This is a genomic window from Amycolatopsis benzoatilytica AK 16/65 (assembly GCF_000383915.1).
GTDB classification, from domain to species: Bacteria; Actinomycetota; Actinomycetes; order Mycobacteriales; family Pseudonocardiaceae; genus Amycolatopsis; species Amycolatopsis benzoatilytica.
On the sequence record NZ_KB912942.1, the window covers coordinates 4,064,092 to 4,088,074 of the forward strand.

General features: G+C 70.3%; 30 protein-coding genes. 6 read left to right on the top strand and 24 right to left on the bottom strand.

Going from position 1 to position 23,983, the window contains the following annotated elements; all coding sequences use genetic code 11:
* Nucleotides 1-4: 4 nt before the first annotated feature.
* The 6 genes from AMYBE_RS0118560 to AMYBE_RS0118585 all read right to left on the bottom strand — a co-directional run bounded on the left by AMYBE_RS0118560 (nucleotide 5) and on the right by AMYBE_RS0118585 (nucleotide 5,970).
* Complete coding sequence (locus AMYBE_RS0118560; protein WP_020660895.1) at nucleotides 5-745, bottom strand: ABC transporter permease; 741 nt, start codon at nucleotides 743-745, stop codon at nucleotides 5-7.
* Nucleotides 742-1,671: an ABC transporter ATP-binding protein gene (locus tag AMYBE_RS0118565; RefSeq protein ID WP_020660896.1), complete on the bottom strand. Its 930-nt coding sequence runs from the start codon at nucleotides 1,669-1,671 to the stop codon at nucleotides 742-744. Before AMYBE_RS0118565 ends, AMYBE_RS0118560 begins: the two co-directional genes overlap by 4 nt.
* Before the next feature lie 143 nt (nucleotides 1,672-1,814).
* Entirely contained in the window at nucleotides 1,815-3,203 is a 1,389-nt protein-coding gene (locus AMYBE_RS0118570; protein WP_020660897.1) for a glycine--tRNA ligase, read from the bottom strand.
* Nucleotides 3,204-3,293: 90 nt separating this feature from the next.
* Entirely contained in the window at nucleotides 3,294-3,953 is a 660-nt protein-coding gene (locus AMYBE_RS0118575; protein WP_027927787.1) for a class F sortase, read from the bottom strand.
* A gap of 271 nt (nucleotides 3,954-4,224) precedes the next feature.
* Nucleotides 4,225-4,866 (bottom strand): class F sortase, encoded by a 642-nt coding sequence (locus AMYBE_RS0118580; protein ID WP_020660899.1) that lies wholly within the window; start codon nucleotides 4,864-4,866, stop codon nucleotides 4,225-4,227.
* 3 nt (nucleotides 4,867-4,869) lie between these two features.
* Nucleotides 4,870-5,970, bottom strand: a complete 1,101-nt coding sequence (locus AMYBE_RS0118585; RefSeq protein ID WP_020660900.1) for a hypothetical protein — start codon at nucleotides 5,968-5,970, stop codon at nucleotides 4,870-4,872.
* A gap of 347 nt (nucleotides 5,971-6,317) precedes the next feature.
* Here AMYBE_RS0118585 and AMYBE_RS44085 point away from each other — a divergent pair, with 347 nt between their 5' ends.
* Both AMYBE_RS44085 and AMYBE_RS0118595 read left to right on the top strand, forming a co-directional pair.
* Nucleotides 6,318-6,785 carry an ArsR/SmtB family transcription factor gene (locus tag AMYBE_RS44085; protein WP_154676570.1) on the top strand — a complete coding sequence of 156 codons (468 nt, stop codon included), beginning with the start codon at nucleotides 6,318-6,320 and terminating at the stop codon, nucleotides 6,783-6,785.
* A gap of 2 nt (nucleotides 6,786-6,787) precedes the next feature.
* Entirely contained in the window at nucleotides 6,788-7,198 is a 411-nt protein-coding gene (locus AMYBE_RS0118595) for a Fur family transcriptional regulator (protein ID WP_034287108.1), read from the top strand.
* A gap of 94 nt (nucleotides 7,199-7,292) precedes the next feature.
* Here the strand turns inward: AMYBE_RS0118595 and AMYBE_RS43680 are convergent, their stop codons facing one another.
* From AMYBE_RS43680 to hrcA, 18 genes are all read right to left on the bottom strand, one after another.
* Nucleotides 7,293-8,168: a TIGR03943 family putative permease subunit gene (locus AMYBE_RS43680; protein ID WP_020660903.1), complete on the bottom strand. Its 876-nt coding sequence runs from the start codon at nucleotides 8,166-8,168 to the stop codon at nucleotides 7,293-7,295.
* Entirely contained in the window at nucleotides 8,165-9,184 is a 1,020-nt protein-coding gene (locus tag AMYBE_RS0118605) for a permease (RefSeq protein WP_020660904.1), read from the bottom strand. Before AMYBE_RS0118605 ends, AMYBE_RS43680 begins: the two co-directional genes overlap by 4 nt.
* Nucleotides 9,185-9,330: 146 nt before the next feature.
* A complete protein-coding gene (locus AMYBE_RS0118610) occupies nucleotides 9,331-9,750 on the bottom strand; it encodes a hypothetical protein (protein WP_020660905.1) in 420 nt (139 codons plus the stop codon).
* Nucleotides 9,747-10,565, bottom strand: coding sequence for an isoprenyl transferase (locus tag AMYBE_RS0118615; protein WP_020660906.1), 819 nt, complete (start codon nucleotides 10,563-10,565; stop codon nucleotides 9,747-9,749). The genes AMYBE_RS0118610 and AMYBE_RS0118615 overlap by 4 nt, the downstream gene beginning before the upstream one ends.
* A gap of 27 nt (nucleotides 10,566-10,592) precedes the next feature.
* Entirely contained in the window at nucleotides 10,593-11,369 is a 777-nt protein-coding gene (recO, locus tag AMYBE_RS0118620) for a DNA repair protein RecO (protein ID WP_020660907.1), read from the bottom strand.
* A 51-nt stretch (nucleotides 11,370-11,420) separates the two neighbouring features.
* Nucleotides 11,421-11,861 carry a CD225/dispanin family protein gene (locus tag AMYBE_RS0118625; protein WP_020660908.1) on the bottom strand — a complete coding sequence of 147 codons (441 nt, stop codon included), beginning with the start codon at nucleotides 11,859-11,861 and terminating at the stop codon, nucleotides 11,421-11,423.
* Between the two features lie 121 nt (nucleotides 11,862-11,982).
* Entirely contained in the window at nucleotides 11,983-12,216 is a 234-nt protein-coding gene (locus tag AMYBE_RS0118630) for a hypothetical protein (protein ID WP_027927788.1), read from the bottom strand.
* Nucleotides 12,217-12,387: 171 nt separating this feature from the next.
* Nucleotides 12,388-12,837, bottom strand: coding sequence for a DUF2752 domain-containing protein (locus tag AMYBE_RS0118635; RefSeq protein ID WP_020660909.1), 450 nt, complete (start codon nucleotides 12,835-12,837; stop codon nucleotides 12,388-12,390).
* On the bottom strand, nucleotides 12,834-13,160 hold the full coding sequence (locus AMYBE_RS0118640; RefSeq protein WP_020660910.1) for a CD225/dispanin family protein: 327 nt from the start codon (nucleotides 13,158-13,160) through the stop codon (nucleotides 12,834-12,836). Before AMYBE_RS0118640 ends, AMYBE_RS0118635 begins: the two co-directional genes overlap by 4 nt.
* A gap of 76 nt (nucleotides 13,161-13,236) precedes the next feature.
* Entirely contained in the window at nucleotides 13,237-14,136 is a 900-nt protein-coding gene (gene era, locus AMYBE_RS0118645) for a GTPase Era (RefSeq protein ID WP_020660911.1), read from the bottom strand.
* Complete coding sequence (locus tag AMYBE_RS0118650; protein WP_020660912.1) at nucleotides 14,133-14,471, bottom strand: hypothetical protein; 339 nt, start codon at nucleotides 14,469-14,471, stop codon at nucleotides 14,133-14,135. Before AMYBE_RS0118650 ends, era begins: the two co-directional genes overlap by 4 nt.
* Entirely contained in the window at nucleotides 14,464-15,789 is a 1,326-nt protein-coding gene (locus AMYBE_RS0118655) for a hemolysin family protein (protein ID WP_020660913.1), read from the bottom strand. Before AMYBE_RS0118655 ends, AMYBE_RS0118650 begins: the two co-directional genes overlap by 8 nt.
* A gap of 10 nt (nucleotides 15,790-15,799) precedes the next feature.
* A complete protein-coding gene (gene ybeY / locus AMYBE_RS0118660) occupies nucleotides 15,800-16,351 on the bottom strand; it encodes an rRNA maturation RNase YbeY (protein WP_020660914.1) in 552 nt (183 codons plus the stop codon).
* Nucleotides 16,348-17,397 (bottom strand): PhoH family protein, encoded by a 1,050-nt coding sequence (locus AMYBE_RS0118665; RefSeq protein ID WP_020660915.1) that lies wholly within the window; start codon nucleotides 17,395-17,397, stop codon nucleotides 16,348-16,350. The genes ybeY and AMYBE_RS0118665 overlap by 4 nt, the downstream gene beginning before the upstream one ends.
* 84 nt (nucleotides 17,398-17,481) lie before the next feature.
* On the bottom strand, nucleotides 17,482-17,853 hold the full coding sequence (locus AMYBE_RS0118670) for a histidine triad nucleotide-binding protein (RefSeq protein ID WP_020660916.1): 372 nt from the start codon (nucleotides 17,851-17,853) through the stop codon (nucleotides 17,482-17,484).
* Nucleotides 17,854-18,256: 403 nt separating this feature from the next.
* Nucleotides 18,257-19,009: a 16S rRNA (uracil(1498)-N(3))-methyltransferase gene (locus AMYBE_RS0118675; protein WP_020660917.1), complete on the bottom strand. Its 753-nt coding sequence runs from the start codon at nucleotides 19,007-19,009 to the stop codon at nucleotides 18,257-18,259.
* A 2-nt stretch (nucleotides 19,010-19,011) separates the two neighbouring features.
* Nucleotides 19,012-20,175, bottom strand: a complete 1,164-nt coding sequence (gene dnaJ, locus AMYBE_RS0118680) for a molecular chaperone DnaJ (RefSeq protein ID WP_020660918.1) — start codon at nucleotides 20,173-20,175, stop codon at nucleotides 19,012-19,014.
* 43 nt (nucleotides 20,176-20,218) lie between these two features.
* A complete protein-coding gene (gene hrcA, locus AMYBE_RS0118685) occupies nucleotides 20,219-21,244 on the bottom strand; it encodes a heat-inducible transcriptional repressor HrcA (RefSeq protein WP_027927789.1) in 1,026 nt (341 codons plus the stop codon).
* Nucleotides 21,245-21,465: 221 nt separating this feature from the next.
* Here hrcA and AMYBE_RS0118690 point away from each other — a divergent pair, with 221 nt between their 5' ends.
* The 4 genes from AMYBE_RS0118690 to AMYBE_RS0118705 are packed head-to-tail and all read left to right on the top strand — an operon-like array spanning nucleotide 21,466 to nucleotide 23,973.
* On the top strand, nucleotides 21,466-21,903 hold the full coding sequence (locus tag AMYBE_RS0118690) for a YbaB/EbfC family nucleoid-associated protein (protein WP_020660920.1): 438 nt from the start codon (nucleotides 21,466-21,468) through the stop codon (nucleotides 21,901-21,903).
* Complete coding sequence (locus AMYBE_RS0118695) at nucleotides 21,903-22,226, top strand: type VII secretion target (RefSeq protein WP_020660921.1); 324 nt, start codon at nucleotides 21,903-21,905, stop codon at nucleotides 22,224-22,226. Before AMYBE_RS0118690 ends, AMYBE_RS0118695 begins: the two co-directional genes overlap by 1 nt.
* Nucleotides 22,223-23,455, top strand: coding sequence for a WXG100 family type VII secretion target (locus AMYBE_RS0118700; protein WP_020660922.1), 1,233 nt, complete (start codon nucleotides 22,223-22,225; stop codon nucleotides 23,453-23,455). Before AMYBE_RS0118695 ends, AMYBE_RS0118700 begins: the two co-directional genes overlap by 4 nt.
* A gap of 2 nt (nucleotides 23,456-23,457) precedes the next feature.
* A complete protein-coding gene (locus AMYBE_RS0118705) occupies nucleotides 23,458-23,973 on the top strand; it encodes a hypothetical protein (RefSeq protein ID WP_169515250.1) in 516 nt (171 codons plus the stop codon).
* The last annotated feature ends 10 nt before the right edge of the window (nucleotides 23,974-23,983 follow it).

Below are 23,983 nucleotides of genomic sequence, written 5' to 3' on the forward strand. Positions count from 1 at the left end.
CCGGTCAGACCCGGGCGCTGTCCTTACGGTATCGCTTGATCACCACGAACCCGAGCGCCAGCGTCCACGCGCCGAGCACCGCGACCGCCGTCGGCAGGCTCACCAGCAGGTCGTTCGTGACCGCCGGGCGGGCCAGCCCGAGGATCCAGTAGGTCGGCATGAGCTGCGAGACCTGGTGCATCCAGGACGGCATGGTGTCCAGCGGAATCCACAGCCCGCCGAGGAATCCGATGCCGAGCATGACGACCATCGAAATCGGCTGCATCGACTCCGGTGTGCCGAACTGGCCGAGCACCAGGCCCAGCAGCACCAGCGGAACGGTGCCGAGGAAGACCCCGAGGAAGATCCGCAGCCAGCCGGCCGGGTCGAGGTGCACGCCCTGGGTGAACGCGGCGAGCAGTGGAACCAGGATCAGCGCGGGCAACCCGGAAAGCATTCCGGACAACGCCTTGCCGCCAAGGTAAGCCGCCCCGGACAGCGGCGTCAGCCGCAGCTGCCGCTGCCAGCCGCCGGTCCGTTCGACGGCGAGCCGGGTGCCGTTCGTGGTAGCCGCGCCGAACGCGCCGAAGGTCATCATGTTGATCATGATCACCCCGACGATCTCGGCGTGTCCCGGATCGGAGGATTTGGTGAAAACGTTGGCCTGCAACAGGAACATCAGCACCGGAAAGGCCAGCACGAAGATCAGGAACCGCGGCGAGCGGAACAGCCGGCGCAACTCGGAGACCAGGTAGGCGGGGTTCATCGGACTGCTGCTTCCGTTTCGTCGGCGGTCAGGGAAAGGAATGCGCCTTCGAGACCGACGGCGCCGATCTCGATGTCGTGCGCGGCCGGGACGGCGGCGAGCAGGGCGCGCAAGGTGCGGTCGGAGTCCGAACTGGACAGTGCGATCCGATCGCCGCGCAACTCGACAGCGGTGACCGCGGGCAGCGCCGAAACCAGCCGCTGCTCGACCCCGCCGGGCAGCACCGCGCGGATGGTGCGTCCACCGGCCAGCGCGCGGACCTGCGCGACCGACCCGTCAGCGACGATCTCCCCGGCCCGCATGAGCACCACCCGGTCGGCGAATTCCTCTGCTTCTTCCAGGTAATGCGTCGCGAACAGCACGGTGCGGCCGGTCTCGGTGAACGAGTACATCGACTTCCAGAACTCGCGCCGGCTGCCGACGTCCATCGCCGCGGTCGGCTCGTCCAGCACGAGCAGGTCCGGGTCGGACACCAGCGCGACCGCGAACCGCACCCGCTGCTTCTGGCCGCCGGAAAGCTTGTTGGCCCGCCGGTCGGCGATGTCGTCGACGCCGGCGCGAGCCAGCGCTTCCTTGACCGGCATCGGCCGCCGGTGCAGCTTCGCGACGAGGGAGACCGTCTCGCGCACCGTCATGTCGTCCAGCAGCGTGCCGCCCTGCAGCATCGCCCCGATCATCCCGGCGCGCACCGCGTCGGCCGGCGACCGGCCGAACACCCGCACCACACCCTGGTCGGGTTCGGTGAGCCCGAGCATCATGTCCACGGTGGTCGATTTGCCCGCCCCGTTGGGTCCGAGCAACGCCACTACTTCCCCCGGCGCGATGGTCAGGCCGACCTGCTTGACGGCTTGCACGTCGCCGTACCGCTTGGCGATCCCGTCGAGCCGGACCGCTGCCCCCGCCGCGATGTCCTGTGTGTTCTCCATGGCTCGAAGCCTGCCGGGGAGCGGGACCGGGCACGCAGGCCGAGCGTCACGACCCGACCGTGACAGGTGTCAGGGGTGGCCCGGAAACGCCGGACGGCCCTCCCCCGCGGTGCGGGAAAGGGCCGTCCGGAAGACCGTTTGCCTCAGCAGCCGATCAAGCGCCCGGCCAGGTACGACTCGACCTGGTCGATCGAGATGCGCTCCTGCTTCATGCTGTCGCGCTCGCGGATGGTCACCGCGTTGTCCTCGAGGGTGTCGAAGTCGACCGTGACGCAGTACGGCGTGCCGATCTCGTCCTGGCGCCGGTAGCGGCGGCCGATCGCCTGGGCGTCGTCGAAGTCGACGTTCCAGTTCTTGCGCAACTGGGCAGCCAGGTCGCGCGCCTTCGGCGAGAGGTCGGCGTTGCGCGACAGCGGCAGCACCGCGACCTTGTACGGCGCGAGCCGCGGGTCAAGGTGCAGCACGTGGCGAATGTCGGTGCCGCCCTTGGCGTTCGGCACCTCCTCCTCGTCATAGGCGTCGACGAGGAACGCCATCATCGACCGGCCGACGCCCGCGGCCGGTTCGATCACGAACGGCCGGTACCGCTGGCCCGATGCCTGGTCGAAGAACGACAGGTCCTGGCCCGAGTGGTTCGAGTGCGTGGTCAGGTCGAAGTCGGTGCGGTTGGCGATGCCTTCCAGCTCGCCCCACTCCTGGCCGGCGCTGAACGCGAACCGGTACTCGATGTCGACGGTCCGCTTCGCGTAGTGCGAGAGCTTTTCCTTCGGGTGCTCGAAGTGGCGCAGGTTCTCCGGCTTGATGCCGAGGTCCTTGTACCACTTCGTGCGCTCGTCGATCCAGTACTGGTGCCAGTGCTCGTCCTCGCCCGGCTCGACGAAGAACTCCATCTCCATCTGCTCGAACTCGCGGGTGCGGAAGATGAAGTTGCCCGGCGTGATCTCGTTGCGGAAGGACTTGCCGATCTGGCCGATGCCGAACGGCGGCTTCTTCCGCGTGGTCTGCTGGACGGCGGAGAAGTTCACGAAGATGCCCTGCGCCGTCTCCGGGCGGAGGTAGTGCAGGCCCTCCTCGGACTCCACCGGGCCGAGGTAGGTCTTCAGCATCATGTTGAAGTCGCGCGGCTCGGTGTACTTGCCGCGGGTGCCGCAGTTCGGGCACGGCACCTCGGACAGGTCGTCCTCGGTGGTCGGCTTGCCGGTGCGCGCCTGGAAGTCCTCGGCGAGCTGGTCGGCACGGAACCGCTTGTGGCAGGACAGGCACTCGATCAGCGGGTCGGTGAACACGTTCACGTGGCCCGAGGCGACCCAGACCTGGCGCGGCAGGATCACCGACGAGTCGAGGCCGACCACGTCGTCGCGGCCCTGCACGACGGTCTTCCACCACTGGCGCTTGATGTTGTCCTTGAGCTCGACGCCGAGCGGCCCGTAGTCCCACGCCGACTTGGTGCCGCCGTAGATCTCTCCCGACGGGAAGACGAAGCCACGGCGCTTGCACAGACTGACGACGGTTTCGATGATGTTGGCGGGCACTCCACGCTCCGGACGCATGCGGGGACGGTTATCGGACTAGAACGCCCAGCGTATCCGGCCGCTCCCGGATGCCTCCGCGCAGGTCGGAGGTCACGAACGGGTGACCGGCGACGCGGTGACCACCCGGTTGTCGTCGTAGCCCTCCTGCCCGCCCACGTATTCCCCGCCGCAGGTGACGAGAACCAGCCGATGCGGCCCGGCCGGGTCGAACAGCTTCGCCGATTCCGCGGCGAGGTCCGACTTGTGGATGGTGCGCGCCTCGTCGATCTTGTACTGCCAGGCTTTGCCAGCGGTGTCGGTGACGGTGACGAGCTCGCCCGGCTTCATCCGCCAGAGCTCCTGGAAGGGGCCGGTCTTGCCGGCCCAGTTGACGTGGCCGGACAGCAGGGTGACGCCCTGGGCCGCGCCGAGGCCGGAGCCCCACCAAGCGGCTTCGCCGAGGCTCTTGGGGATCGGCAGCGCGCCGTCCTCTCCGACCTCTTCGGCGATCAGCTTCGCCTGCCCGCCGCCGGGGAGCTGCACCGCGGCGGGGGTCTGGCCGGGGTCGGGTTCGGCGGAGCTGCTCGCTGGACCGGTTTCGCCGGCGGCGACCTGGGCGGTCCCGGGCTGCGGAGTCTGCTGCGCGGAGCCGGCCGGGTCCCTCCCGGTGAAGAAAAGCAGCACCGCGGCGACGACCGCCGCCACGACTACGGCCGCGACGACGATCAATACGCCTCGGTTGCGTGCTGGTTGTTCCGGTGTCGCCTGCATCGTGCTCCCTGGTCCGCTGGTCTCTCCCGGGGAGACATGCGGTGACCGGGGCCAGGGGTTGCACGCGGTTTCGGCCGACTGTCCGTGAAAGGCCCCTTGCCGGACTTGGATTCCCTCAAGGGGCCCCTCACGGACCTGGATTCCCCCAAGGAGCCCCTCACGGACCCGGATTCCCTCAAGGGGCCCCTCACGGACCTGGATTCCCTCAAGGGGCCCCTGACGGACGGCTTTCGGCACCGCGCGGCGCGCGGCGCGCGGACAGCTTGGACGCTCAGCCCGGGCGGGACACCAGGTTCGCGGTCACGATCCGGTTCTCGTCGTACCCCTCGGTGCCGCCGACGTAGTCTCCGCCGCAGGTGACCAGGACCAGGCGGTGCGGGCCGGTCTGGGCGAACCAGCCTGGCGCCTGTGCGGGCAGCTGGGCCTTGGGGATCGTGATGGCACCGGTGATCCGGTAGAGCCACCGGCCGCCCGAGGAATCGACGATGCTGACTTCTTCGCCGGTGTGGACGCGCCACAGATCGTCGAACGGGCCCTTCGTGCCGGCCCAGTTCACGTGTCCGGACAGCACCGCCGCACCCTGTTCGGCACCGAGACGGGCGCCCCACCAGGCGGCGTCGCCGAGTCCGCGCGGGATCGGCAGCACCCCTTGCTGGGTGACCTCGGTGCGCTTCAGCCGCGCCTCGGAGCCGTCCGGCAGCCGGATGCTGCCGGGCCGCTGCAGGCCGATCGCCTGGCCGTCGGCGGGCAGTTCGGCGGGCGCGCCGTCCTCGCCGGGCAGCGAGCCGGGCGGCGGATCGGCCACGGCCGTCGTCTGCGCGGGAACCCAGGTCAGCACGATCACGCCGGCCGCGATCGCCAGTACGGCGATCACCGCCGACGCGATCGTCAGCACGGTTCTCGGCGCGGCCATGGCCTATTCGCTGTGCGAGCGCACCGCGACGCGAGCGGCCCGGCGGCGTCCGAGCGCCACGGCGAGCGCCCCGAACACCAGCCCGCCGCCGAGCAGGCCGAAGCCGAGCGGCAGCCGGAAATCGTCCGCCGGCGCGGCGGCCGAGGCGCCGAGGTAGCCGGCCGGGACCTGGGTCGGCACCGACGGCTGCTGCACTGTGCCGGTCCCGCCGCCCGTCCCGGTGCCGTTGCCGGACAGGGCGACGAAGTTCTTCGGGATCGAGCAGCTCACGCCGCCGAGGACGATGCTGGTGTGCACGTCGTTGTTCAGGCTGGCACCGTTCGCGTCCCGCGCGTGCGTCGTGATCTCGACGCGCCACCCGGCCTGCGCGGTGATGTCGCCGGACCGCCATCCGTCCTGCTTGATCAGCTGGTCGAAGGAGCTGACGCGGGACAGCACGAGATCCGACGTGGTCTTGTCGCGGCTCGCGCCCTGCACGTCGGTGGGCGAGGTCATCTTCAGCCCGGTGACGCTGAGCGAGCCGCTGGCCGGCATCGGGACCTGCTTCAGCTGGTCGTCCTCGCCGCGCACCCAGATCCGCGCGGCGGTGGTGGCGCTGGTGATCTTGCCCGGCCCGGTGCACGCGACCTCGCTGTGCCCGCCCTCGACGACCAGCATCGTGTCCTCGACGCCCGCCTTGCCGCGGCTGAGGTCGCGGACCGCGTAATTCGTCTCCGCGACGGCGGTGGGCACGTTGGTGGCCTGCAGCGCGGCGATGACCTTGTGGTCCCGGCTCGCGATGCCCTCCGGGTACGGGCTGTCCTTGTCGTACTTGCCGAGGTCGATCTCGTAGTTGGGGCCGAACGTCCCGCGCTCGCCCGCGTTCTTCGGGACCATCGTGCGATCGGTGCCGAGCTGCGACTGTCCCGGCGTGAGCGGAGACCGCTGCGTCTCGGTGATCAGCGCACCGCCGCCGAGGCGAGCCGAGGCGACGTTGGCGAACGACACCGGCCCGCTTTTCTCGTCCACCGCCTGCGGCCCCGCGGTCTGCGCCGACGCGACCGGCGCCAGCACCGGCAATGCCACCAGGGCCGCCACCGCGGCCTTCGTCACGAAACGAGTCATGGCTCCCCACTGCCCTCCGGCAACCCCGAACGATCCGTCACTGTACGAGACGCGACGAAACACACCCTCGCCAACCATGCACCGTCGGCCACGGCTTGCGAAGGCGACAAGCCAGATCTTCGCGAACTCACCCGATCGGGTGAGTTCGTACGGCGTGGTCGGCCGCCTCCCGGGGACCGCCACCGTCGGCGACGGGAACACTACGATGGCGGCGAAGGTTATCGGCAATGACATCCGACTTCGGAAAGCGGCTCTGCCGCCTGCCGGGTTCCCGGGCCGCCGGGGCTCGCGGGACGGGCGTGGCGCCGCAGAACGACGAGGACGACCGGACGCGAGTGGAGGCAGTGATGACATCGGCACCCTCAAGCGCTCTGTCCGCAGGCACCGGGGCGGAACCAGCGGCGAGCGCCCGTTCGTCGGCGGCCGGCTCGGCTGAACCGGCAGATCCGCCGCACCCGGCCGAGCAGGCCGGTCCGGCCGACGGATCCGGCTCGGCCGGCCGGGCCGCCGGTTCCGGATCGGGCCTCGTGCCGCCGGGAGCGCTCGCCGACGCGGGCGAACTGCTCCGGGCGCTCGCCGCTCCGGTGCGGATCGCTATCGTGCTCCAGTTGCGGGAGGCGGATCGGTGCGTGCACGAACTGGTGGACGCGCTCGACGTCGCCCAGCCGTTGATCAGTCAGCACCTCCGCGTCCTCAAGACGGCGGGCGTGGTGCACGGTGAGCGGCGCGGCCGCGAGGTCGTCTACCGCCTGGTGGACGACCACTTGGCGCACATCGTCGTCGACGCGGTCACCCACGTGCAGGAAGGGAAGTGACGATGCCCCCAGTCTCCAAGGCCCCGGTGCCCGGCCGGCGTTCCACCAAGCAGCGCGCCGCGGTGGTCGACCTGCTGAGCACCGTCGACGACTTCCGCTCGGCCCAGGAACTGCACGACGAGCTGCGCAAACGCGGCGACGGCATCGGACTGACCACGGTCTACCGGACGCTGCAGTCGCTGTCCGAGGCGGGCGAGATCGACGTGCTGCGCACCGACTCCGGCGAAGCCATCTACCGACGGTGTTCCTCGCACCACCACCATCACCTAGTGTGCCGGGTGTGCGGGCGCACGGTGGAGGTCGAAGGCCCGGCGGTGGAACGCTGGGCGGAGAAGATCGCGGCCGAGCACGGCTTCACCCAGATCAACCACACGGTGGAAATCACCGGCACCTGCGCCGAACACGCCAGCTGACGCACTCCGGCTGACACAGTCCAGCCGGCCCCGAGCAAGCGCTCCGGTCAGCCAGCCGTCGGCTCGCCCCGGCAGCCGGCCCGGGGTGCTCCTCTCAGTACTCGTACGGGTCCTTCGGCGCGCTGATCCGCTCGATCGTCGCCGGGACCAAGTCTGGCGTGTAGCCGTTCGCCTCGCGGGCGGTGCCGGGGACGACCTGGCCCGCGACGCGCAGCCAGGTGTCACTCGGGTACCGGTCCGCTTCGCCGCCTTTCAGGTGCACTGTGACCGGCGCGGCGTCCGCGGCGCAGCAGCTGATCACCAGCCGCGCCAGCAACGTCTGGCCGCCGGTGTGCACGACGAAACCGGAGATCTCGACGGTGCGGCCGTTGAGGGTTCCGTTGGAGTCCCAGCCCGCGCGGGAGACGACTTCGTTCATCGCCATCGGCACCACCGCTCCGGCGGGCAGCGGCGGGAACGCTGCGGCGGACGTGGTCGCGGCGCTCGCGGGCAGGCGCGCTTCGGTGCGGGTGACCGAATCCGCGCCCAGCGCAGGCGGGGCGACCAGGAACACCGCCAGCACCGGGACTACCAGCAGCCAGGCGGACCGGGCGGAGTGATGGTGGCCGTGCCCGTCCAAGTGATCGTGCCCGTCCGAGTGATCGTGGGCCTCGCCCTCCGCATGACCGTGGCTGCCGGAGTGGTCGAGACTGCCCGACTCGCCGTCCGAGCGGGCATGGCCGGACAAGCGAGCGGGGCTGGCGAATGCGGGGTCGACCGCTGCCTCGTAGTCGGTTTTCGCAGTTGCGCGGACCGCCGCGACGTCGCGCACGATAGCTACTGCCCCCAGCAGCAGCATCACCGCGCCGCCAGCGATGATCCACGGCTGCTGCGCGGGTTTCACGTAGCGCAGGTAGTCGCCGTTCAGGGCGATCTTCACCAGCGCGCCGCCGAGGAGGATCAGAAGGACGTTCTGGGTTTCGCGCCTCATCGCACGCCGCCGAGGAAGAGCACGCCGGCGATGCTGCCGCAGGCGATCGCCACCACGAAGGTGACCGGGGCGAACCGGGCCGCGAACGAGCGGCCGAAAGTGCCGGTTTGCAAGGCGAAGAGCTTGACGTCGATGGCCGGGCCGACGACCAGGAACACCAGCTTCGGCAGCAGCGGCACCCCGGTGAGCGAAGCGGCGACGAAGGCGTCCGCCTCGCTGCACAGCGCGAGAACGACAGCTAGCAGCGCCATCACGATCACGCCGACGACTACCTGCCCGGACAGCACCTCGAACCACTTCGCGGGCACGAGCACGTTGAGAGACGCGGAAATCAGCGCGCCGAGCACGAGAAACCCGCCGGCTTCCACGAGATCGGTGCGGGCGGTTTCCGCGAAAACCCGCCAGCGTTGACCCGGCGCAACGTCGGGCAGCCGTCGCAGTGCGCGTTCGGTGATCCAGGAAAGCTTGCCCCAGCGCGCCCAAATCAGGCCCATCACCATCGAAGTGGCAAGCGAACCGGCGAATCGCGCGAACACCATTTCCGGTTTGCCGGGGAACGCGACCGCGGTGGCCACCAGCACCACCGGGTTCACCGCGGGCGCGGCGAGCAGGAAGGTGAGCGCCGCCGCGGGCGCGACGCCTTGCCCGATCAGCCGTCGCGCCACCGGAACCGACGCGCATTCGCAGCCCGGCAGCGCGACCCCGGCAAGCCCGGCGACGCCCACCGCGGCCGACGCGTTCTTGGGCAGCACGCGGTCCAGCGCCCGCGCGGGCACGAACGCCGCGATGGCACCGCTGATCAGCACGCCCAGCACCAGGAACGGCAGTGCTTGCACGCACACCGCGACGAAGACGGTGGACCCGGTGCGCAGCGCGGGCACGTCGAACAGGTCCTGGAGCCGGCCTTGCGCGAGGACCGCGACGAGCAGCACGGCGCACAGGATCTCGATGGAACTGATCCGGAACCGCCGCGTACGCAGCGGCTCCTCGGCGGCCTTATTGGAAAGGGTTTCCACGGCGGCGATGATGCCAGCCGGGGCGGACAGAACGCCGGGCGCGGGTGCCGCGAGGGGTCCGCTCGCGCCGGATTTGCGGGAATATCACTCGAATGGGCGGGAGGAAAGGGGGAAATCAGTCAGCTCCAGGAAACCCGGGCCAAGGCTCAAGCGTCCACCCCGGGCAGTTCCGCGCGCAGCTGCGAAGCCGTCGACACCACCAGCATCAGCAGGGTCCCCAGCGGGGCCGGCTCCATTCCCTCCGCCGGGAACGCGTACCGCAGCGTCACGTCCATTCCGCTCTCGGTGTGCCCGACTCCCAGCGTGCCGAACAAGCCCTGCCCAGCCCGTTCCGCGACCGCGACCGCGAGTGCCGGGTCGTCCGGCAGGTCCCAGGCCACGACGCAGGTCAGGCTCAGCACGGTCAGGCCGTCCGCCAGGCGCGTCGCCTGGACGACGCACGGGACGTCCGCGTGCGAGAAGGTGATCGCGCCGTCGTCGTCGACGTGGACTTCCAGGTACCGTTCCAGCGCTTCCCGCGCGTTGGTCAGCAACGCGCCGGTCTCAGCGGCTTCCGCGGTGCTCATCGAGTGCCCCCTGCCTGGTCCACCGCGCCGCCGAACCGGCGGTCGCGCTTAGCGAAGTCGAGGCATGCCTGCCACAGGTGCATCCGGTCGAAATCCGGGAACAGCGTGTCCTGGTAGACCATCTCCGCGTACGCCGACTGCCACAGCAGGAAGTTCGACATGCGCTGTTCGCCCGAGGGCCGCAGGAACAGGTCCACGTCCGGCATTTCCGGCTGGTACAGGTACTTCGCGATGGTGCGCTCGTCGATCTTGTCCGGGTTCACCTTGCCCGCGGCGACGTCCTGGCCGATCCGGCGCATCGCGTCGCCCAGCTCGGCGCGGCCGCCGTAGTTGACGCACATCGTCATGTTGAGCTTGGTGTTGTTCTTGGTCTTCTCTTCGGCGATCTGCAGTTCCTTGATCACGCTCGCCCACAGCTTCGGCCGTCGCCCGGCCCAGCGGATGCGCACGCCGATCGACCCCAGGTAGTCCACCTGGCGGCGGATGGTGTCGCGGTTGAAGCCCATCAGGAACCGCACTTCCTCGGGGCTGCGCTTCCAGTTCTCGGTCGAGAACGCGTACACCGAGAGCCACTTCACGCCGATCTCGACCGCGCCGCTCGCGACGTCGATCATCACCGCCTCGCCGCGCTTGTGGCCCTCGATCCGGGGCAGGCCGCGCTGGTTGGCCCAGCGGCCGTTGCCGTCCATGACGAGCGCGACGTGCTTCGGCACCAGGTCCGCCGGGATCTCCGGCGGCTTCGCGCCGGAGGGATGCGGATCCGGCTCCCGCTGCTCATATCCCGTCGAGCGGGTCGCCCGTCCCCTGCGCAGCACTTCGCGGCCTCCTGAAGAATGGACTTTCTACCCGGCCGACCCTACTGGGCCAGGCCCGGCGGTCTCCCGGGCACGCCGTTCCACGAGCGGCAACGACCGCAGCTGCCGTTCCAGATGCCACTGCAGATGCGCCGCGACCAGGCCGGACGCGTCCCGGCGGGTGATGCCGGGCGACGCCTCGGCGACCGCCCACTCGCCGTGCAGCAGGGCGTCCAGCAGGGTCAGCACCTCGGGTGCGGGATGCACCGAGCCGGCGATGCGGCAGTCCGGGCACATCGAGCCGCCGGCGGCGACGTTGAACGCGGCATGCGGGCCGGGCAGGCCACAGCGGGCGCATTCGGTGATGGCGGGGGCCCAGCCCGCGTAGGCCATCGCACGGAGGAAGAACGCGTCGAGCACCAGCGAGGCGTCCCGCTGCCCGTCGGCCAGCGCCCGCAAAGCGCCGCAGACCAGCAGGTACAGCTTCAGCACCGGCTCGCCTTCTTCGGCCGAGAGCCGGTCCGCGGTCTCCGCGATCGCGCTCGCCGCGGTGTAGCGCTGGTAGTCGGCCACCAACGGCAGGGCGAACGCGTCCACGGTCTCGACCTGGGTGATGACGTCGAGCGAGCGGCCCGGGTAGAACTGCACGTCCACGTGCCCGAACGGCTCCAGCCGCGCACCGAATCGCGACGACGTGCGGCGCACGCCCTTCGCGACCGCCCGGACCTTGCCGTGCCGCTTCGTGAGCAGGGTGACGATCCGGTCAGCCTCGCCCAGCTTGTGCGTGCGCAGCACCACTCCGGTGTCGCGGTAGAGGTTCACCACCCCGACATCGTCCCACTGACGGGCGATGCCGGGGCGATGACACCCCTGGGTTCAGCAGTAGCTGCCGTAGCAGTGCGACACCGCGGCCGCCGCGCTGATCGAGATGATGATGGCGATGATCGCGCCGACCCACACCAGCGCGCCCCAGATCGTGGCGATCAGGCAGAGCGTCTTGGTCGTCCGCGACGCCTGCTCGGCCATCGCGTAGTTGCCCTGCATCTTGTACGTGTTGACCTCGTTCGACTTCATGATCGCGAAGATCGCGAGGATCCACATCAGGAAGATGCAGCCGATCGCCCAGCCCTTGTAGTCCTTGATGGCGTTGGGGTCTCCGCCGCCGGGCGGCATCCCCGCGCCGGGCGGCATCCCGTAGCCGGGCTGTCCGTAAGGCTGGCCGTAGGGCTGCTGCCCGTACTGCGCGGGCATTCCGCCGGACTGGGGGTACGGCTGCTGCCCGTAGGGCTGCTGCGGCTGTCCGTAAGGGTTGGTCACTTGGGTTCCTTCGGTTCTTTCTCGTACAGTTCCGCGATCCGCCGGGTCAGGACTGCGGCGGGTCGGTCTTCGGTGCGGTGTCCGGCTTCCCGGACTGGGTCCGGTCGGCGTCGCCGCCCGGCTACCCCACCTGGGTGCGCTCGGCGGCGTCGAACCCGCCTGCGGCCGGCGGGCGTACCACCTGGGTCGGTTCGGCCTGTTCGAAAGCGGTCGGGCCGGGCTGCCGCGGCGCGGCGGGCGGCTGCCCGAACTCGGACTGCGGCACCGCGCCCGGCTGCTGCGCAAAGCCGCCCGGCTGCCCAGGCGGCGCACCGAACGGCGGTCCGCCTTCCGGCTGGCCGTACGGATTGGTCATCGAGTCTCCCCCCTCGTTCACGATTGCGCCCGCGCCCGAACACGCGCACGGAGCCGGACCTGCCCGCGTCCGCCATGGACAGGTCGGTGCGCGGGAGCGTACCCCGTCCGGGAGCACGCGGCCGCGCAGGCTTCCCGCATCGGGTGGCCGGCCGCGAGAAGCGAAACAGGTTCAGACGAACAAGCCGGTGAACGGGGCAAACGGAAGGTTGCGGAGCACGAACCACACGGCGAACACTGCCGCGACCGCGTGCGGCGTCCACCTCCAGTGCAGCCACGACCGCATCGCCCGGCCACGCAGCCGCCCGATCGTCCAGGCCAGGCCGCTCCACCCGAACAGCGCGACGAACACCAGCGCGACCGCGTTGTAGTGCAGGGCAGCGGAAAAATCGCCGTGCAGCACGCTGTAGGCCATCCGCATCCCGCCGCAGCCGGGGCAGTCGATGCCGAACAACAACTTGGTCGGGCACACCGGAAGCGGGCCGCCGGGGGTGGTCGGGTCGCCGAGCCACACCGCCGCGCAGGCACCGCCGAGCACGCCGGCCGCCGCCGCCGGACCGGCGAGAGCCTTTGCCACCGCACGGGCGCCGCGCGCCGGCACTCCGGTGTAGACGGTGCTCAATGCAGCCACCACGCCGCTCTGCCCACGAAGAGCAACATGCCGAAGAGGAACAGCAGGTACACCCCGATCAGGATGGCGATGCTGAGCGCCGACCACATCGCCCACTTGCGCGCCTCGTCCGCGGCGCGCTGCGCCTCCGCCGGATATCCCTGGTACCACAACGTGTTCACCTGGCTGGACTTGACGATCGCGACGATGCCCAGCGGCAGGCAGCAGAACACGGTCGCCAGGATCGCCCACACCAGGTTGTTGTCCGGCGGCGGGTAACCGTAGGGCGGCGGGTACGGGGGCGGCGGACCCTGCGGCGGGTACGGGCCGGTCATGCGGTCCCCCCAGGCGGTCGGGTAGCGGTCCGGCCTGACGCTACCCGCCCGCCCGCAACGGCACGATCGGAACCGGTCAAAAACCCAGCCGGCGCAGCTGCTTCGGATCGCGCTGCCAGTCCTTGGCCACCTTGATGTGCAGATCGAGATAGACCTTCGTGCCCAGCAGCCGTTCGATGTGCTTGCGCGCGGTCGCACCGACCTCGCGGAGCCGTTCGCCCTTGTGCCCGAGGATGATCCCCTTCTGGCTGGGCCGTTCCACGTACAGCAGCGCGTGCACGTCGATGAGGTCGTCGCGGCCTTCGCGCGGAATCATTTCCTCGACGGTCACCGCGATGGAGTGCGGCAGCTCGTCCCGGACGCCTTCGAGCGCGGCTTCCCGGATGAGCTCGGCGACCAGCGTCTGCTCCGGCTCGTCGGTGAGCTCGCCGCCCGGGTACAGCTGCGGGCCTTCGGGCAGCCGCTGCACGAGCAGGTCGGCGACCGTCTGCACCTGGAAGCCGTCCACAGCCGACACCGGCACGAGGTCGGCGAACTCCATCACCTGCTGCAGCGCGAGCAGCTGCTCGGCGACCTGTTCCGGGCGCACCAAGTCGGTCTTGGTGACGACGCCGATCACCGGGGTGCGGCGGGCGATCTTGGTCAGCTCGGCGGCGATGAACTTGTCGCCGGGGCCGATCTTCTCGTTGGCGGGCACGCAGAACCCGACCACGTCCACTTCGGACCAGGTCTCGTGGACGACGTCGTTGAGCCGCTGGCCGAGCAGGGTGCGCGGCCGGTGCAGGCCGGGCGTGTCGATGATCACCAGCTGCGCGTCGTCGCGGTGCACGATGCCGCGGATCGCGTGCCGGGTGGTCTGCGGTTTGCTGGAGGTGATGGCGACCTTTGTGCCGACGAGCGCGTTGGTGAGCGTCGACTTGCCCGCGTTGGGGCGGCCTACGAAGCAGGCGAAACCGGAACGGTGCGGCTCGGTCACGGGCGCTGCACCTCGGCCACGGCGCCGGACGGGTCGGCACGGACGATCGGCGCGGTCTTCGCCACGTCGCGGACCGCCTGCACGGACGCCTCGGCGACCAGCGCGTCAGCGGTGACCACCGCGGCCGCTTCGATGCCTTCGGCGCCGCTGGACAACGCGGCCGCGACCGCCGCCTGCACGGCGGTGAGCCGGAACGACGGCTGGTCGACCGTCGCCGCGGCGTAGGTGCGGCCGTCGGTGTCGCGGACCGCGGCGCCTTCCGCCGCGCCGGTGCGCGCGCGGGCCGAGCGGGCCAGCGTGACCAGCTTCTGGTCCTCGGCGTCGAGGTCAGGCATGTTCGACTCTCCTGTCGTGCTCTTCGGGCTGGGGCGCCCGGGTGCGCGGACGCGCTCCGGACGGCTGGACGACCACGGAGGTGATCCGCATCCGGCCGCGCCGGTCCTTGCCCCCTTCGGCGGACAGCCGAAGGCCGGCGACCTCGGCTTCGGCCCCCGGCAGCGGGACCCTACCCAGTCGCTCGGCGAGCAGTCCGCCCACGGTCTCCACGTCGTGGTCTTCCAGGTCGACGCCGAACAGCTCGCCGAGGTCGTCGACGCTGAGCCGGGACGACACGCGGACCGCGCCGTCTTCGAGCTCTTCGACGTCGGGGCGTTCGTCGGCGTCGGATTCGTCGGTGATTTCGCCGACGATCTCCTCGAGGATGTCCTCGATGGTGAGCAGGCCGGCGGTGCCGCCGTATTCGTCGACCGCGACGGCGAGGTGGTTGTGCGTGCGCTGCATTTCCTTCAGCAGCTCGTCCAGCCGTTTGGAGTCCGGGACGAAGCTGGCCGGGTTCATCACCGAGTCGACGGGCGCCGCCGCGCCGTTTTCGCTCATGTACGCCGGCATCAGGTCTTTGATGTTGACCACGCCGACGATGTCGTCCACCGAATCGTCGATGACCGGGAGCCGGGTGAAGCCGGTGCGCAGCGCCAGAGCGAGGGCCTGGCGCACGGTCTTGGTGCGTTCGATCCACACGATTTCGGTGCGCGGCACCATGACTTCGCGGGCGACGGTGTCGCCGAGTTCGAACACCGAGTGGATCATCTCGCGTTCGGAGTCCTCGACGACGCCGCGTTCCTGGGCGAGGTCGACGAGTTCGCGGAGTTCGACTTCGGAGGTGAACGGTCCTTCGCGGAAGCCGCGGCCGGGGGTGATCGCGTTGCCGAGCACGATCAGCAGCCGCGACAGCGGGCCGAGGACGGTGCCGAGCACCCGGACCGGTCCGGCGACGACCGTGCCGACCTCGTACGGGTGCTGGCGGCCGATGGTGCGCGGGCCGACGCCGATGATCACGTAGCTGACCACGACCATGACGCAGGCGGAGACCAGGATGGCCAGCCAGAGCCGGCCGAACCACGCGTCGAAGGACATCGTGACCAGGACGGTCGCGGTGATTTCACAGGTCAGCCGCAGCAGGAGCAGCAGGTTGATGTGCCGGCGCCGTTCCGCGACGACGGCGGCGAGCTGCCGCGCGCCGACGCGGCCGGCCCGCACGAGGCCGTCGACGCGGGCCTGCGAAACGGTGCCGACCGCGGCGTCGGCGGCGGCGAACACGCCGGCGAGCAGCACGAGCGCCACCGCGATGACGACTTGTGCGGCAGGGCTTCCCATCGCGGTGTCCTTAGGGCGTTTCCCCGGAGGGCGGCGAGTCGAGGCCGGCGATGCCGAGCACCCGGTCGTCGGCGTCGCGTTGCGCGTCGCGGGCCTCGACGGCGGCGACCGCGGCCTGGAATTCGCCGAGGATCCGCTTCTGCAACCCGAACATCTCGCGTTCCTCGGCGGGTTCGGCGTGGTCGTAGCCGAGCAGGTGGAGACAGCCGTGGACGGTCAGCAGGTGCAGCTCGTCGATCAGCCGGTGGCCCGCGGTCTTGGCCTGGTCTTTGGCGAACGCCGGGCAGAGCACGATGTCGCCGAGCAGCGCCGGGGACGCGTCGGGCGCGTCCGGGCGCCGGGACGAGTCGAACTCGTCCATCGGGAAGGCCATCACGTCGGTGGGCCCGGGCAGGTCCATCCAGCGTTCGTGGAGGTCTTCCATGACTTCGAGGGTGACGCACAGGATGGACAGCTCGGCGACCGGGCTGACTTCCATCTTGTCGAGTGCGAACCGCGCGGCGGAGACGATGGACGCCTCGTCGACGTCGACGCCGGATTCGTTGGCGATCTCGATGCTCATCGGCGGTTGCCTTTCCAGCCGCCGGTCTGCTGCGCTTGCGCGTCCTGCACGGCCTGCCACTTCTCGTACGCGTCGACGATGTCGCCGACCAGTTTGTGCCGGACCACGTCCTGGCTGGTGAGTTCGGCGAAGTGCAGGTCGTCGACGCCGACGAGGATGTCGCGCACGACGCGGAGGCCGCTGCGCTGCCCGCCGGGGAGGTCGATCTGGGTGATGTCGCCGGTGACGACGATCTTGGCGCCGAACCCGAGCCGGGTGAGGAACATCTTCATCTGCTCGGGCGTGGTGTTCTGCGCTTCGTCGAGGATGATGAACGCGTCGTTCAACGTCCGGCCCCGCATGTATGCCAGCGGCGCGATCTCGATCGTGCCCGCCTGCATGAGCCGCGGAATGGACTCCGGCTCGACCATGTCGTGCAGCGCGTCGTACAGCGGCCGCAGGTACGGGTCGATCTTCTCGTTGAGCGTGCCCGGCAGGTACCCGAGCCGTTCCCCTGCCTCGACCGCGGGCCGGGTCAGCACGATCCGCGTGACCTGCTTGGACTGCAGCGCCTGCACGGCTTTGGCCATCGCCAGGTACGTCTTGCCGGTGCCCGCCGGCCCGATCCCGAACACGATCGTGTGCTTGTCGATCGCGTCGACGTACCGCTTCTGGTTCAGCGTTTTGGGGCGGATCGTCTTTCCGCGCCGGGACACGATGTTGAGGCTGAGCACTTCCGCCGGGGACGCGTCGCCGCTGGACAGCATCCCGACGGTGCGCCGCACGGTGTCCGGTCCCACTTGCTGCCCGCCGGCGGCGAGCTGCACCAGATCGGTGAAGACGCGCTCCGCGAACGCCACGTCCTCCGCCGTCCCGGTCAACGTCACTTCGTTGCCGCGCACGTGCACGTCGGCAGCCAGCAGCTCTTCCGCCACTCGCAGGTTCTCGTCGCGGGACCCGAGCAGGCTCAGCTGGGCGCCTTCCGGGATCGGAAATCGGACCTGGGCGGCCTCGGCGCCCGTCGTGTTGTCAGGGCGTGCGGCTCCACCCGGTTCAGTTCCGGCCACGTGGCCTCTGGCCTGCTTTCTGCGGGTCAAGGTATAGGGACTCCACCAGCCTACTTGCCCGGCTGTCCCCGGCGCAGTCCGGTTTCAATGCACTCCGCCCTGCGGCCGCCCGAACATCCCCAGCTGCTCCCCGCCCAGTACATGGGCGTGCACATGGAACACGGTCTGCCCGGCATCGGAGCCGGTGTTGAACACGACCCGGTACCCGTTGCCGGAAATCCCCTCCAGTTCCGCCACCTTCCGCGCCGTCAGCAACACGTCGCTCAACAGCTGAGGGTCGGCCTCCGCCAGCTCGCCCACGTTGCGGTACTTCTTGCGAGGCACCACCAGCACGTGCACTCGCGCCTGCGGATTGATGTCCCGAAACGCGAACGTGGTCTCGTCCTGGTACACCACGTCCGCCGGAATCTCCCCGGCAATGATCCGCTCGAACAACGTCTCAGCAGCGTCACCCATGCGACAACCCTACAAACCCCGACCAAGCAACCAGCCAACCCCACGCGCCCACTAGCGACAAACCCACGCAACCCCCGCACCAAACGCACCCACCGCACCGCGGGGCTCCGGGGGCTCGGCCCCCGGGAGATACGCGGAACCGCCCAGGCGAAGATGCGCGATGCGCATCGAAGATGCCGCGCCGGCGGTGGAGCCTGGGGGTCGCTCCACCGCCCGGCGCGGCTCCGCCGGACCGAGGGGGGAGGTGCCCGGCGGGGTTCGTGTTACTCGATGGTACTGCCCGCGCGGGGGCGGGCTGAAACCTCGAGTTCCGCGTTGCCGTGGAGAGTAGCTGGCGGGGGTGGGCCGCGTCAGTACTTCGGTGGTCTTTTTAGGGGTTTGGTCTCATTTTCGGGGGTTCGGGTCAGTGCCAGCGGCCGGTGAGGACCCCTAGTGCGCCCAGTGCGACGGCGGCGGCGGTGGAGGTGCGCAGCACGGTCGGGCCGAGCCGGACGGTGGTGGCGCCGGCGGCTTCGAGTGCGGCCAGCTCTTCGTCGGTGATGCCGCCCTCTGGGCCGACGACGAGCAGGAGGTCGCCGCCGCTGGGCAGGTCGAGCTCGGCGAGTTTGCTGGTGACGCCGGATTCGAGGACGAGGGTGCGGGACATCGTCCCGGCGAGCTGGGCGAGTTCGCCGGTGCTGACGGGTTCGGTCACCGCGGGCACGTGGGCGCGGCGGGCTTGTTTGGCCGCGGACCGGGCGGTGGCGCGCCAGCGGGCGAGCGCCTTGTCGCCGCGGGCGCCGTCGTCCCAGCGGGCGACGCTGCGGGCGGCGCGCCAGGGCACGATCGCGTCCGCGCCGGCTTCGGTGGCCAGTTCCACCGCGAGTTCGCCGCGGTCGCCCTTGGCCAGTGCCTGTGCGACGTGGACGCGCAGTGCGGGCGGTTCCTCGTCCCAGCGTTCTACGACGGTGAGGGTGACCGACGCGGCGCGGCCGGCTTCGACCGCTTCGACGGCGCAGCGGGCCATCGCGCCGGCTCCGTCGGAGAGCACGAGCTGCTCCCCGACGCGCAGCCGGCGCACGGTGGCCGCGTGCCGGGCTTCCTCGCCGTCGAGCAGCGCCCGCCCCGCGGCGGGCACCTCCGGGACGAGGAAGACCGGCAGCGTGGTGTCCGGCACGGTCAGCGGTTCTTCGCGCGCAGCTTGGAGAACAGGCCGCCGTGCTTGCTGCCGTTGGCGGCCAGGGTCGGCACTTCTTCGCCGCGCTGCTGGGCCAGTTCGACCAGCAGGTCGCGCTGGGCGTCGTCGAGTTTGGTGGGCACTACGACGTCGATGTGCACGTGCAGGTCGCCGCGGCCGTCGACGCGGCCGGACGAGCGCAGCCGCGGCATGCCCTTGCCGGTGAGCACCAGTTCGGTGTTCGGCTGGGTGCCGGGTTCGACGTCGAGTTCGTAGTCGCCGTCGATCAGGGTCGTGATCGGGACGCTGGCGCCGAGCGCCGCGGTGGTCATCGGGATGCGGAAGTTGCAGTGCAGGTCGTTGCCCTCGCGGACGAACACCTCGTGCGGCGCCTCGTCGATCTCGACGTACAGGTCGCCGGCCGGGCCGCCGCCGGGGCCGACCTCGCCCTGGCCGGACAGCCGGATGCGCATGCCGTCGCCGACGCCTGGCGGGATCTTCGCGGTGACCGTGCGCCGGGAGCGGATCCGGCCGTCGCCGCCGCACTGGCGGCACGGGTCCGGGATGACCTCGCCGAAGCCGCGGCAGACCGGGCACGGCCGGGCGGTGACGACCTGGCCGAGGAACGACCGCTGCACGGACTGGACCTCGCCGGCCCCGCCGCAGGTGTCGCAGGTCTTGGTGCTGGTGCCTTCGGCGGTGCCCGCACCGCGGCACAGGTCGCAGACGATCGCGGTGTCGACGGCGATCTCGCGGTCCGCGCCGGTGGCGCATTCCTCGAGGGTGAGGCCGAGCCGGATCAGCGCGTCCGAGCCGGGCTGCACGCGGCTGCGCGGGCCGCGGCCCCGTCCGCCGCCCCCGCCTGCCGCGCCGAAGAACGCGTCCATGATGTCGCCGAGGCCGCCGAAGCCGGAGAACGGGTCGCCGCCTCCGCCGCCGCGCGCGCCCGAGTCCATCGGGTCGCCGCCGAGGTCGACGATCTTGCGCTTCTGGGGGTCGGAGAGCACCTCGTACGCGGTGGTCACCTCGCCGAAGCGGTGCTGCGCGTCCTCCGACGGGTTCACGTCGGGGTGCAGTTCGCGGGCCAGCTTGCGGTACGCGCGCTTGATCTCCTGATCGCTCGCGTTCTTGGCCACCCCGAGGATCCCGTAGTAGTCCCTCGCCACGTTGCTCTGCCTTCTCCTTCGAGTTCCGCCCTCGCGCCGCCGGTCAGCGGCCGGACAGGATCTGTCCCACGTAGTTGGCGACCGCGCGGACCGCCGCGATGGTGCCGGGGTAGTCCATCCTGGTCGGCCCGACGACGCCCATTCCCCCGAGCAGCATGTCGTCCCGGCCGTAGCCGATCGACACGACCGAGGTGCTGCGCATCTGTTCGTCCTCATTTTCCTCACCGATGCGCACCGTCACCGCACCGGGGTTGCGCGCCGCCGCTAGCAGCTTCAGGACGACCACCTGCTCCTCGAGCGCTTCCAGCACCTGCCGCAGCGATCCGGGGAAGTCCGAGACGTTGCGGGTGAGGTTGCCGGTGCCGCCGAGCACGATGCGCTCCTCCGGGTGCTCGACCAGCGATTCGACGAGCGTCGTGCAGATCCGGGTGAGGTGGTCGCGCAGGTCGGCGGGGGCGGCCTCGGGCAGCTCGGCCACGTTGGCCGCGGCGTCGGACAGGCGGCGGCCGGAGAGCGCGCCGTTGAGCACGGTGCGCAGCCGGAGCACGGTCTCCTCGGTGACCACGTCGCCGAGGTCGACGGTGCGCTGGTCGACCCGGCCGGAGTCGGTGATCAGCACCAGCATCAGCCGCGCCGGGGTGAGCGGGACGACTTCCAGGTGCCGCGCCACGGTGTTGGTGAGCATCGGGTACTGCACGACCGCGACCTGCCGGGTGAGCTGCGCGAGCAGCCGGACCGACCGGCGCAGCACGTCGTCCACGTCGGTGCCGGAGTCGAGGAAGTGCGTGATCGCGCGGCGCTCGGCCGCCGACAGCGGCTTGATCTCCGAGAGCCGGTCGACGAAGAGCCGGTAGCCCTTGTCGGTGGGGATCCGGCCGGCGCTGGTGTGCGGCTGGGCGATGTAGCCCTCTTCCTCCAGCGCGGCCATGTCGTTGCGCACGGTGGCACTGGACACGCCGAGGTTGTGCCGCTCGACGATCGTCTTCGACCCGACCGGCTCCTGATTGGAGACGTAGTCGGCGACGATCGCGCGCAGCACTTCGAAGCGACGCTCGTCCGTGTTCGCCACCGGCACCTCCGTTGCGGTCCTGCTGCCTCTCACAACGAGTTTACGGACCCCGGAGTGCCCGGCGGCGCCACCGGTCCGGGCCGCCCCGGGCAAACGGCGGGCAAATGCTTTCCCATGTCCGCGAACAAGACATAACGGAACCCCGGCTTGCAGCGGGAACCGGAAGCAGGTTTTCTGCCTCGGAAAGACGTGGAGAAATCGAGCGGAAAGCAGTAGCCGACATGAACGCACTTTCCCCCGAAATCGCCGAAATCCGGCAGCGGGCCGCCGAAGCGCAGGAGCAGCTGAAGCACGTGTCGGCCACCGCGACAAGCCCGGACGGAGCGGTCACCGCGACCGTCAACACCGCCGGTGCGCTGCAGGAACTCACCTTCGGACCGCGCGCCGACGAGATGCCGCGAACCGCGCTCGCCGCCGCCGTGCTGGCCACCGCCCGACGCGCGCAGGCGCAGGCCGCACAGCAACTGACCGCGATCATGGCACCCGTCATCGGCGAACACAGCGACGCGATGAAATTCCTCGAAGAACAGATTCCGGAGCCGGATGTTCCGGCGGAAGAAAGCGATCCGCGTCCGCCGTCCGCGGGCCGGGGCCGGCCGGCTCCGGCGAACGACGACGACTACTTCGACAACGGCCCGCTGACGGGGAGGCGCGACTGATGGCCGACGGGTACCAGGTCCACCTGGAGGCACTGCAACAGCACCAGGGCGACGTCCAGAACATCGCTCAGGGCGTGCACACCGCGGCCCAGGCGTGCGCCGCGGGCCAGGCCATGGGCGATCTTTCGTTCGGCATCATCGGCCAGCCGTTCGCGGCTGTGATGGAGTCGTTCACCGGGTCCGCCGGTGCGTTCATCGGCCAGGTCGCGGCCGCCGCCGACGACATCGCCGACCGGCTGCAGGCCGCGCACGACGCCTACGACACCCACGAGCAGCACGCCAAAGGCACCATCGACGGCGTCGGCAAGGAGATCCCGGCATGAGCGGCAACCCGCTGGTCGCGACGGCCGAAGCGCCGTCCGGCGCGACGACGAACATGGGCTCCTCGGACAACGAGTGGAACAACCTCAACGCGCAGACCTCCGGAGCCGGGATCTTCAACGACGTGGCGTCGACGATCACCGACGCCCGGGCCGGCGACTGGGTAAATCTGGGGCTGGACGCCGTCACCGACGGCCTGGACCTGCTCGGGGTGGCGATGGACCCGCTCGGCGCGCTCGCCAGCGCGGGCGTTGGCTGGCTCATCGAGCACATCAGCTTCCTCAAGGACGGCCTCGACAAGCTGGCCGGCAACCCAGAGGCGGTCACCGCCAAGGCCACGACCTGGGCGAACATCGCCAAGCAGCTCGAGGAAAGCGCAGGCCAGTACCAGCAGGCCGCGGCGAAGGTCCAGCCCGATTTCCAGGGCCAGGGCGGTTCGGCCTACCAGACCACCGCCGCCGGCTACGTGGCGACGCTGAAGGGCGCGGCAGGGCAGGCCAAGGGCACCTCGACGGGAATGCAGGTGGCCGCCGCGCTGGTCGGGACCGAGCGCGGCATCATCCGCGACATGATCTCGTCGTTCGTCGGCGAGCTGATCGTCAAGGGCCTCGCCGCGCTCGCCGCCTCGTGGTGCACCTTCGGCGGCACGATCGCCGCGTTCATCGCCGACACGGTCGTCGAGGGCGGCATCCTCGCGGAGAAGATCTCGAGCCGCATCGCCAAGGTCGTGGAGCAGCTGGACAAGCTCGCGCAGAAGGCCGGCAAGGCGAAGAGCGCGATCGAGGACGCGTCGAACGCGCTGAAAAAGATCGGCAAGGGCGCGGACAAGCTGACCGACAAAAGCGTGGACGTCGCGGCGCGCGCGGAGCAGAAGGGCCTCGACGCCAAGAGCGCCGCGCGCGACGCCGGGAAATCGCATGTGGACGAGTCGGTGCCGGACAAGGCCGAGCGCTGGGGCGACGCGTGGAAGGGCAAGATCCCCGGCCAGGAAAAGCTGGAGGACCACGTCAAGCCCTACACCGAGGACGGCAGGCACGCGCTCAAGCCGACCAGCTGGAACGACCCGGAGCAGGCCGGGAAGACGGCCTGGAACCGGGCCGACACGATCGGCGTCGTCACCGAAGGACGCCGCCAGGAGAACGAGCAGCTCGACCGAACCCGCGAATCCGCGGAGTCCTACGAGAAGGACCGGGCAAAGGAAGAGCTCGGCGGCGGAGGCGAGCAGAAGTGACGGTGGAGGCCGATCCTCGGGAAGTAGCCGCCGCGAACCTGAGCGGGCGGCTGCATCCCTCGCAGCGCGGCGAGATCCTCGACATCATGTTCTGGATCATGCTCGGCATCGTGGTGGTCTTCGTCGCGCTCGGGATCGTCCTGCCGCTGACCACCGACATCCTGAGCGGCCCCAACGCCGGCCAGACCTGGGCGGCGGCCCCGTTCTGGCTCGCGCTCATCGCGGCCGGCGTGGTCCTGTGCGTCCGCCGGTACCGGGCGCTCAGCGACCCGGTCGTCGTGATCACCGGGTGGACCTACGATTTCGACAGCAAGAAGCCGCCGGCCCGGCCGTACGTGATCGCCAAGGGCCTGGAGAAGGACCGGTACGGCAACAAGACCAACCGGAAAATCGCCGTCGGCGGGAAGCAGTACTGGGTCAGCCGCGCGATGTACGCGCAGATCCAAGGCGACCGGAACAACACCGTCTGCGTCGTGCCCCGCGCGACGAAGCTGCTGAACGCCTTCCCTGCCGGGTAGGCGGCCCGGG

Coding starts and splice junctions, on each gene's coding strand:
- AMYBE_RS0118670 (WP_020660916.1), bottom strand. CDS start 17,853: ATGGGTGACGCTGCTGAGACGTTGTTCGAGCGGATCATTGCCGGGGAG.
- AMYBE_RS43680 (WP_020660903.1), bottom strand. CDS start 8,168: ATGAGGCGCGAAACCCAGAACGTCCTTCTGATCCTCCTCGGCGGCGCG.
- AMYBE_RS0118560 (WP_020660895.1), bottom strand. CDS start 745: ATGAACCCCGCCTACCTGGTCTCCGAGTTGCGCCGGCTGTTCCGCTCG.
- AMYBE_RS0118575 (WP_027927787.1), bottom strand. CDS start 3,953: ATGCAGGCGACACCGGAACAACCAGCACGCAACCGAGGCGTATTGATC.
- AMYBE_RS0118565 (WP_020660896.1), bottom strand. CDS start 1,671: ATGGAGAACACACAGGACATCGCGGCGGGGGCAGCGGTCCGGCTCGAC.
- AMYBE_RS0118640 (WP_020660910.1), bottom strand. CDS start 13,160: ATGACCGGCCCGTACCCGCCGCAGGGTCCGCCGCCCCCGTACCCGCCG.
- ybeY (WP_020660914.1), bottom strand. CDS start 16,351: ATGAGCATCGAGATCGCCAACGAATCCGGCGTCGACGTCGACGAGGCG.
- AMYBE_RS0118690 (WP_020660920.1), top strand. CDS start 21,466: ATGAACGCACTTTCCCCCGAAATCGCCGAAATCCGGCAGCGGGCCGCC.
- AMYBE_RS0118610 (WP_020660905.1), bottom strand. CDS start 9,750: ATGAGCACCGCGGAAGCCGCTGAGACCGGCGCGTTGCTGACCAACGCG.
- AMYBE_RS0118650 (WP_020660912.1), bottom strand. CDS start 14,471: ATGCCTGACCTCGACGCCGAGGACCAGAAGCTGGTCACGCTGGCCCGC.
- AMYBE_RS0118695 (WP_020660921.1), top strand. CDS start 21,903: ATGGCCGACGGGTACCAGGTCCACCTGGAGGCACTGCAACAGCACCAG.
- AMYBE_RS0118700 (WP_020660922.1), top strand. CDS start 22,223: ATGAGCGGCAACCCGCTGGTCGCGACGGCCGAAGCGCCGTCCGGCGCG.
- AMYBE_RS0118585 (WP_020660900.1), bottom strand. CDS start 5,970: ATGACTCGTTTCGTGACGAAGGCCGCGGTGGCGGCCCTGGTGGCATTG.
- AMYBE_RS0118595 (WP_034287108.1), top strand. CDS start 6,788: ATGCCCCCAGTCTCCAAGGCCCCGGTGCCCGGCCGGCGTTCCACCAAG.
- AMYBE_RS44085 (WP_154676570.1), top strand. CDS start 6,318: ATGACATCGGCACCCTCAAGCGCTCTGTCCGCAGGCACCGGGGCGGAA.
- AMYBE_RS0118630 (WP_027927788.1), bottom strand. CDS start 12,216: ATGACCAATCCGTACGGCCAGCCGGAAGGCGGACCGCCGTTCGGTGCG.
- AMYBE_RS0118655 (WP_020660913.1), bottom strand. CDS start 15,789: ATGGGAAGCCCTGCCGCACAAGTCGTCATCGCGGTGGCGCTCGTGCTG.
- AMYBE_RS0118580 (WP_020660899.1), bottom strand. CDS start 4,866: ATGGCCGCGCCGAGAACCGTGCTGACGATCGCGTCGGCGGTGATCGCC.